The sequence below is a fragment of the Streptomyces sp. NPDC127084 genome (assembly GCF_042724175.1).
Lineage (GTDB): Bacteria > Actinomycetota > Actinomycetes > Streptomycetales > Streptomycetaceae > Streptomyces.
The window spans coordinates 1-2569 of record NZ_JBHXFA010000321.1 but is presented as its reverse complement, the minus strand read 5'-3'; the positions used below and the strand labels follow the sequence as shown (position 1 = coordinate 2569).

General features: G+C 61.2%; 3 protein-coding genes. 2 read left to right on the top strand and 1 reads right to left on the bottom strand.

What is annotated here, in order from left to right; genetic code table 11:
- Positions 1 to 704 (top strand): IS5 family transposase (locus tag ACFWI9_RS33800; RefSeq protein WP_387169010.1); only part of this gene is annotated, 704 nt, incomplete at its 5' end.
- Positions 705 to 797: 93 nt separating this feature from the next.
- Positions 798 to 1136: a hypothetical protein gene (locus ACFWI9_RS33795; protein ID WP_387169007.1), complete on the top strand. Its 339-nt coding sequence runs from the start codon at positions 798 to 800 to the stop codon at positions 1134 to 1136.
- 56 nt (positions 1137 to 1192) lie between these two features.
- On the opposite strand, the gene ACFWI9_RS33790 is transcribed toward ACFWI9_RS33795, so the two are convergent.
- On the bottom strand, positions 1193 to 2065 hold the full coding sequence (locus tag ACFWI9_RS33790; RefSeq protein ID WP_387169004.1) for a universal stress protein: 873 nt from the start codon (positions 2063 to 2065) through the stop codon (positions 1193 to 1195).
- Positions 2066 to 2569: the final 504 nt, after the last annotated feature.

The following is a 2569-nucleotide window of genomic DNA, read 5'->3' as shown; positions in this document are numbered from 1 at the left end:
ACGTGTTCGATGCGATCCTCTACATCAACCGCACGGGAATCCCCTGGAAATACCTCCCGCACGACTTCCCCGGCCACGGCACCGTCTACTTCTACTACGCCGCCTGGCGCGACGAGGGAATCTTCGCCCAGCTCAACTACGACCTGACCGGCCTGGCCCGCATCAAAGAAGGCCGCAAGCCCGAGCCGACCGCCTCCATCAACGACACCCAGAGCATCAAGACCTCCACCAACGCGCCCCTGACCAGCCAGGGAACCGACGCCGCGAAGAAGATCGTCGGACGCAAGCGGGGCATCCTCGCCGACACCATCGGCCTCATCCTCGCCGTGACCGTCGCCGGCGCCGGCCTCTCCGAGAACGCCATGGGAATACGCCTCCTCGACCAGGCGAAAGAGACCTACCCGACCATCGCGAAAAGCTGGGTCGACACCGGCTTCAAGAACGCCGTCATCGAGCACGGCGCCAAGCTCGGCATCGACGTCGAAGCCGTCAACCGCAACCCAGAAAAGCGCGGCTTCCACGTCGTGAAAAGACGCTGGGTAGTAGAGCGGAGCATCGGATGGATCATGATGCACCGCCGTCTCGCCCGCGACTACGAGACCCTCACCACCAGCTCCGAAGCCATGATCCACATCGCCTCCATCGACAACCTCAGCAAACGCATAACGGACGAGACCACACCAACCTGGCGAGGAAGCTACTAGGGCATACAGGGCAATACGCCTAGATTAAACGCCCTCTAAGAAACCTCGATCAAACAGGACGGCAGCACCCAGGAGGGCTACTTCGTCGCCGAGTTGACCGGGCAGAACCGCCGGAAGGGCTGGATCAGAGGGATGCGGCTGATCGTCCGCCGGGTCAAGCCGTCCGGCCGGTACACGAAGGACCTCACCGCGTTTGAGAAGAAGACCGGCTGGAAGTACTCGATCACCGCCACCAACCGCTACGGATCGAACGCACCTGGCCCTGGGCCACGCCTTCGCCACCAGCTGGCGACGGCTCGGCGCACTGCCCGCCGCCCCATGAACGGGCGCCACCACCCCGACGAAGACCAGGAAGGAGCAGACCCCCGGGAACCGTGGGAGCCCGGCGCAGCCGCAGCGACACGCGAGGATCTCACCCAGCACCAGACCTGACAAACAGGATGAATCGATCGCCTCAACAGGCAGCGATCACCCCTGAAGGATCGAGGTCAGGCATATGGAACCAGGATCACTGGACATGAAGAATTGCGCAGCGCTGCGTCACTGACCCGGCCTAGTTGCATACCCACATGGCTGTCACGTCGACATGCTCCCAACACAAGCGTGTCAGCTGCTGATGATGCTTGTAGAATGGCATCCGTTGGATTTGCTCTGACAAACCTACGTTGAACACGTGGACAGTCGTCGAAGGGGGCGCGCTCTCGCAACACTCGCTCCAGTATCGGCTCAGCCTCATTTGGGTCGCAAGCTGAGATATGGCGGGCGTGGCTTTCAGGCAGGCAGTCTGTAGGATAAGGGTAAGATCCATATACTACTTCGAGGTCTGCCATCCGCAAGGCTGCATCGCGGACCGCAAACTCAAGAACTGCCTCTGTCCCCTGTGCGGGGCCGATCCCTGCCGCTACTCGATGGAAGCGTTTGCCGGGCTCCCGGCCTATTTCACGAACGACGACCACGGGAGACATGGCGCTCGCGGCCACTGTCATGGCCACCGTCCCGAGAGGGCGAGGTCGAGCCTCTGAGCCCCAGCCGCGGCTGCCTATTACCACTCCGTATGCGTCCTGGCTTGCTCTGAAGAGCGCAGCTATCGGGAACTCGTTGAGGATAACAGATGATATTCGCAAGGATCGATGTCGGAGGAAGGCGCGCTTAGTCGCGTGATCCATCACATGGTGACTCTCCATCTGAATGGTTCCAGGATGAATGCTTGCGGCAGTATTGGCAATTGTGTACCGCTCTCCCCTTGATGCATGGATGATTCGGAGGGGGATATTGTGGGTCGCAGCCTCATCCGCAGCCCAGTCCACTGCCCTAAGGCTGTCGGCCGATCCATCGACCCCTACGACTAGTAGTCTTTCCACTTTGTCACCACCTTGGCAAAGGTTTCTTTGTAAGTACAGTCTTCGCCAGTGGCTACGCTCGAGGTATAGGCTGGATGGCCACTCTGACGGTCACATGGGCAGATCCTGATTGGTCGCAGGGGCCAGCGCTTCTGTCCGGCAGTCCACTCACCACCGTCCGGCTCCGGCCGTATGCACCCGCCCTGAATCCCGTCGAGGCCGTCTGGTCACTCGTACGCAGAGGCATGGCCAGTACCGCTTTCGACACACCTGACGACCTCGACCGCACACTCCGCCGCGAGTTACGCAGAATCCAGCTCCAGCACTGCCTGATCGACAGCTGCCTCACCGCCTCGGCCTGACAACCCACCGACCCACCCAGAAAACCTCAGTGAGCCTCTTTCACCCTCCAGCACAGGATGAAAGAGGCTCAGTGGGAGTTCCTGCCCCATGACATGCCCCCGCGGGGAGCGGTGAAGTACTACTTCTACCTCTGGCGCGACGAGGGCACCGACCAGGACATTC